The sequence below is a fragment of the Bradyrhizobium sp. HKCCYLS3013 genome (assembly GCF_051167615.1).
In the GTDB taxonomy this organism is placed as follows: Bacteria; Pseudomonadota; Alphaproteobacteria; order Rhizobiales; family Xanthobacteraceae; genus Bradyrhizobium.
Genome location: NZ_JBNPTK010000024.1, coordinates 66,734 through 72,733 on the forward strand (window position 1 = coordinate 66,734; position 6,000 = coordinate 72,733).

General features: G+C 62.6%; 4 protein-coding genes. 3 read left to right on the forward strand and 1 reads right to left on the reverse strand.

Going from position 1 to position 6,000, the window contains the following annotated elements; all coding sequences use genetic code 11:
- Positions 1-343 precede the first annotated feature (343 nt).
- The 3 genes from ACQR1F_RS29900 to ACQR1F_RS29910 all read left to right on the forward strand — a co-directional run bounded on the left by ACQR1F_RS29900 (position 344) and on the right by ACQR1F_RS29910 (position 5,324).
- Complete coding sequence (locus ACQR1F_RS29900; protein WP_315805437.1) at positions 344-2,287, forward strand: PrkA family serine protein kinase; 1,944 nt, start codon at positions 344-346, stop codon at positions 2,285-2,287.
- A gap of 224 nt (positions 2,288-2,511) precedes the next feature.
- Entirely contained in the window at positions 2,512-3,789 is a 1,278-nt protein-coding gene (locus ACQR1F_RS29905; protein WP_315805438.1) for a YeaH/YhbH family protein, read from the forward strand.
- Positions 3,786-5,324: a SpoVR family protein gene (locus tag ACQR1F_RS29910; RefSeq protein WP_315805439.1), complete on the forward strand. Its 1,539-nt coding sequence runs from the start codon at positions 3,786-3,788 to the stop codon at positions 5,322-5,324. The genes ACQR1F_RS29905 and ACQR1F_RS29910 overlap by 4 nt, the downstream gene beginning before the upstream one ends.
- Before the next feature lie 29 nt (positions 5,325-5,353).
- Here the strand turns inward: ACQR1F_RS29910 and ACQR1F_RS29915 are convergent, their stop codons facing one another.
- Positions 5,354-5,764, reverse strand: a complete 411-nt coding sequence (locus ACQR1F_RS29915; protein WP_434914387.1) for a VOC family protein — start codon at positions 5,762-5,764, stop codon at positions 5,354-5,356.
- Between the last annotated feature and the right edge of the window lie 236 nt (positions 5,765-6,000).

Consider the following 6,000-nt stretch of genomic DNA (forward strand, 5'->3'; position numbering starts at 1 on the left):
TCCGGAAGGGAGACTGATTGCGGAGCTGTCACGCCACCAGTTCACATGGCTTCACAACACCTTGTGCGGCGCAGGAAGACTACGGTGCCGGGGTATTGCGGATGTTGCGAAGCAGAGACAATGAGGTACAAATGGGGAGAGTCGGCCGGCTTTTGCCGAACTATTGAGCGAAGTGCATGTTGATAGGGCATATGCTGCATGCACTTTGCGTTGCGGAAAAGGACGAAGACGGTGCCCAATGGGGGCTAGCGCGCTTCACTCTGAGTCGGTTCGGGATCAGCAGGAACGTACTTAGATCTCGGCCCGTTGCAGCAGTGCGGCGGAACCTACGTGGAGAGGGATCATGTACAACGATTCGTTGTTCAACGCGTTCGCAAGGTCGTTCGAGGCACGCAGCCAGACCGACATGTCGATGCAGGAATATCTAGAATCGTGTCGAACCGACCCGATGCGATACGCGAACGCCGCTGAACGACTACTAGCTGCGATCGGTGAGCCTCAGATGATCGACACGGCCAAGGACCCACGCCTTGGCCGTATTTTTTTGAACCGGACGGTTCGGCTGTATCCCGCGTTCGCCGGCTTCTATGGCATGGAAGACACGATCGAGCGCATCGTCGGCTTCTTCCGCCACGCCGCGCAAGGTCTCGAAGAGCGCAAGCAGATCCTCTATCTGCTCGGACCGGTCGGCGGCGGCAAGTCGTCGCTCGCCGAACGGCTGAAGCAGTTGATGGAAGCTCATCCGATCTACGTGCTCAAGGCCGGTGATGAGCTGAGCCCGGTCTTCGAATCGCCGCTCGGCCTGTTCGATCCCGACACGCTGGGCCCGATGCTCGAGGAGAAATACGGCATTCCGCGCCGCCGTCTATCCGGTTTGATGAGCCCGTGGTGCTACAAGCGACTCGAGGCCTTCGGCGGCGACATCTCGCAGTTCCGCGTCGCCAAGATCCAGCCGTCGCGGCTGCGGCAGATCGCGATCGCCAAGACCGAACCGGGCGACGAGAACAACCAGGACATCTCCTCGCTGGTCGGCAAGGTCGACATCCGCAAGCTCGAAACCTACGCCCAGAACGATCCCGACGCCTACTCCTATTCGGGCGGCCTCAACCGCGCCAACCAGGGCATCCTCGAATTCGTCGAGATGTTCAAGGCGCCGATCAAGATGCTGCATCCGCTGCTGACGGCGACGCAGGAGGGCAACTATATCGGCACCGAGAACATCGGCGCCATTCCCTACAACGGCGTGATCCTCGCCCACTCCAACGAGGCGGAGTGGCAGAGCTTCAAGACCAACAAGAACAACGAAGCCTTCATCGACCGCATCTGCGTCATCAAGGTGCCGTACTGCCTGCGCGTCACCGAGGAGCGCAAGATCTACGAGAAGCTGATCCAGGGCTCCGAGCTCGCCACCGCGCCCTGCGCGCCGGCGACCTTGGACACGCTGGCTCGTTTTTCGGTGATGTCGCGCTTGCGCAAGCACGAGAACTCGACCTTGTACGCCAAAATGCGGGTCTATGACGGCGAGAGCCTGAAGGAGTCCGATCCGAAGGCGCGCAGCGTGCAGGAATATCGCGACGCCGCCGGCGTCGACGAGGGCATGGACGGCATTTCCACCCGCTTTGCCTTCAAGGTCCTGGCCGCGACCTACAATCACGACACGGCGGAAGTGTCCGCCGATGCCGTGCACTTGATGTATGTGCTGGAGCAGTCGATCAAGCGCGAGCAGCTGCCGGAGGAGGTCGAGAAGCGCTACCTCGAATTCATCAAGGCGGACCTCGCGCCGCGTTACGCGGAGTTCATCGGCCACGAGATCCAGAAGGCGTATCTGGAATCCTACTCCGATTACGGCCAGAACCTGTTCGACCGCTACGTCGACTACGCCGACGCCTGGATCGAGGATCAGGACTTCAAGGATCCCGATACGGGACAGCTGCTCAATCGCGAGCTGTTGAACCAGGAGCTGACCAAGATCGAGAAGCCGGCCGGGATCGCCAACCCGAAGGACTTCCGCAACGAGGTTGTCAAGTTCTCGCTGCGCTCCCGGGCCCAGAACGGCGGAAAAAATCCGTCCTGGACCTCCTACGAAAAGATCCGCGAGGTCATCGAAAAGAGGATATTCTCGCAGGTCGAGGATCTGCTTCCGGTGATCTCGTTCGGGACCAAGAAGGACGGCGAGACCGAGAAGAAGCACGACGACTTCGTCGCGCGCATGGTCGAGCGCGGCTACACCGAGCGGCAGGTCCGCCGGCTGGTCGAGTGGTACATGCGAGTGAAGCAGGCGGGTTGATCGTGGTCCGGCGCCGATGTTCACTGCATGTGCTGCAGGCCATCGGCGGATGTTGGCGCCGGGACAACGAGGGGAGCGGAACGTTCGACGCTGAACTTTGATGGGACGCGTCGGGCAGCGAATGATGCGGGTCCGGTATCGGGTCTGATACTGCACCGCGGCATCGCGGCGGGGGAGAGCAGGAGTCGAAACCGCTGCAGCAGGAGGCGTATGGAAACGTGGTCATGCACATCATTGATCGGCGCCTGAATCCGGGCGGCAAAAGTCTCGAAAACCGTCAGCGATTTTTGCGCCGAGCCAAGGCGTTGGTTCAAGGAGCCGTGAAGAAGACGTCGCAGGACCGCGACATCAAGGACGTGCTCGAGGGTGGTGAGGTCTCCATCCCGCTCGATGGCATGGACGAGCCGCGCTTCCGCCGTGAGGGCGGCACCCGCGACATGGTGCTGCCCGGCAACAAGAAGTTCGTCGAGGGCGATATCCTGCCGCGCTCCGGCGACGGCAGCGGCCGCAAGTCGGCGCCGGGGCAGGGCGACAGCGAGGACGCCTTCCGCTTCGTGCTGAGCAAGGAGGAGTTCGTCAACCTGTTCCTCGACGATCTCGAGCTGCCCGATCTCGCCAAGCGCAAATTCGCCGAGGCCGAGAGCGAAGGGTTGGTGCGCGCGGGCTATTCGACGTCGGGTTCGCCAGCCAATATCTCGATCAGCCGCACCGTCACCCGCGCCTTGGCCCGCCGCGTCGCGCTCCGCCGGCCGCGGCCGGAGGCGATTGCCGAGCTCGAAGCCCAGCTGGAGCAGGAGACCGACGACGACAAGCGCGCCGCGCTGCTGGCCGAGCTCGAAGCGCTGAAGGCGAAGGCCAAGCGCATCCCCTTCATCGATCCGATCGACATCCGCTACCGCCGCTTCGAAGCGGTGCCGAAGCCGATCGCGCAGGCCGTGATGTTCTGCCTGATGGACGTGTCCGGCTCGATGTCGGAGCACATGAAGGACCTCGCCAAGCGGTTCTACATGCTGCTCTACGTGTTCCTGACCCGGCGCTACCGCCATGTCGAGATCGTGTTCATCCGCCATACCGATCGTGCCGAGGAGGTCGACGAGCAGACCTTCTTCTACGGACCGGCATCCGGCGGCACCCTGGTGTCGAGCGCCCTGCAATGCATGCACGACATCGTCCGCTCGCGCTTCCGGCCCTCGGACTGGAACATCTACGCGGCGCAGGCCTCCGACGGCGACAACGCGACCTCGGATTCCGAGAATGTCGCGCGGCTCCTGACCGACAACATCCTGCCGGTGTCGCAGTTCTTCGCCTATCTCGAGGTCGGCGAGTCCGGCACCTATTCGTTCGAGATGCCGGACTCCGCGCTGTGGTCGCTGTATGAGCGGCTGCGCGCCAATGGCGAGCCGCTATCGATGCGCAAGGTGCGCGACCGGAGCGAGATCTTCCCGGTGTTCCACGACCTGTTTCAGCGTCGCGGCACCACGCAGGAGAGGGCGGCGTCATGAGCGGACTGCTGTTCGAGGGCGCCGACTGGAATTTCCTCACCTTGCAGCGCATTCACGATACCTGCGAGAGGGTGGCGCACAAGGAGCTCGGGCTCGACACCTATCCCAACCAGATCGAGGTGATCACGGCCGAGCAGATGCTCGACGCCTATTCCTCGGTCGGCATGCCCCTGTTCTACAAGCACTGGTCGTTCGGCAAGCACTTCGCCTATCACGAGGCCTCGTACCGCAAAGGGCTGATGGGCCTCGCCTATGAGATCGTGATCAACTCCTCGCCCTGCATCTCCTATCTGATGGAGGAGAACACGGCGACGATGCAGACCCTGGTGATCGCGCATGCCGCGTTCGGTCACAATCACTTCTTCAAGAACAACTACCTGTTCAAGCAGTGGACCGACGCCGACGGCATCCTCGACTATCTCGACTTCGCCCGCGGCTACATCGCGCAATGCGAGGAACGTTATGGCCGGCTCGCGGTCGAGCATACGCTCGATGCCGCCCATGCGCTGATGTCGCATGGCGTCGACCGCTATCCCGGCAAGAAGAAGCTCGACTTCCGCGAGGAGGAGAAGCGCGCCGGCAAGCGCAGGCTCTATGAGGAGGGCCAGTTCAACGATCTCTGGCGCACGGTGCCGACCGGCCCGGTCAAGACCAATGCGATGCTGAACGTCGAGCGGCGCCGCGCGCTGCTCGGCCTGCCGCAGGAGAACCTGCTTTATTTCCTGGAGAAGACCGCGCCGCGGCTGGCGCCCTGGCAGCGCGAGCTGCTGCGCATCGTCCGCCACATCGCGCAGTATTTCTATCCGCAGGGCCAGACCAAGGTCATGAACGAGGGCACGGCGACCTACGTGCATTATCGCATCATGAACCGTCTGCACCAGGAAGGACGACTCACCGACGGCAATTTCCTGGAGTTCCTGCAGTCGCACACCAATGTCGTGTTCCAGCCGGAGTTCGACGATCCGCGCTACTCCGGCTTCAACCCCTATGCCCTTGGCTTTGCGATGATGCAGGACATCGAGCGCATCGTGAAGGATCCGACCGACGAGGATCGCGAATGGTTTCCGGACATCGCCGGCACCGGCGACGAAATGGCGGTGCTGCGTGACGTCTGGGCGAACTATCGCGACGAGAGCTTCATCAGCCAGTTCCTCAGCCCCAACCTGATCCGGCAGCTCAGACTGTTCCACCTGCATGACGATCCGGCCGAGCGCGCCGGCATTCTTGTCGATGCCATCCATGACGAGCGCGGCTATCGCCGCATCCGCCGCGAGCTGTCCAAGCAGTACGACGTCGGCTACATCGACCCCAACATCGAGGTGGTCGATGTCGATCTCGCCGGCGATCGCCGCCTGATGCTGCGGCATACGGTGGTCAAGGGCGCCCAGCTCAACGAGACCGACACCAAGCGCGTGCTGCAGCATCTCGCCGATCTCTGGAGCTACGACGTGTCGCTGGTCGAAGTCGATGCCGCCACCGACAAGGTGCTGAAGGAGTACGTGCTCAATCCCCGGATACAACCGGCGGCCGCCTAGCGCGGCCGCCAAGCCTTAGATATCAGCTGTTAGATCTCCGCGTACACTTCGAGCAGATTGCCGTCCGGGTCCCTGAAGAACAGGGTCCGGTGCCCGAAGGGCTGGTCCGTCGGCGGCTCCATGAGAGCGACGCCCTTGCTGGTCAATTCTGCCGCGCAGCGGTCGACATCGTTACGGCCCGCCTTGAACGCGAGCTGCAGCGAGGCGGCGCCTCGGGGCGTCAGCTGGTCCGATGCGAGCCGCTTCGGTTGCGCCAGCGCCAATGTATTGGCGCCGATCCGGTATTCGATCCAGCCCTGCGACAGCTCGCGCGCGATCGGGAAGCCCAGCACGTTCTCATAGAAGCCGCGCATCGCCGTCCAATCGCGGACGAGGATGATCGTATAGTCGATGGCGCGAATGGCGTTGAAGGCGGACTTGATCTCTGGGGTGCCGGTCATCGGGTTCTCCCTCTCTGTCAGCCCACTCTAGACCATGAAGATGATGTGCGTGTCCAAACCTCGCTTCGTCATGGCCGGGCTTGACCCGCCTGCGCGGCCGTAGCCGCTTCGGCGCGGCGAAGGCCCGGCCATCCATCTCTTCGCCAAGTGCATGGATGCCCGGGTCAAGCCCACGGCTGTCCGGTTCAGACAGACTGGACATGGTGCATGGCGTGGATTCTTCTGCGGTCTTGAGC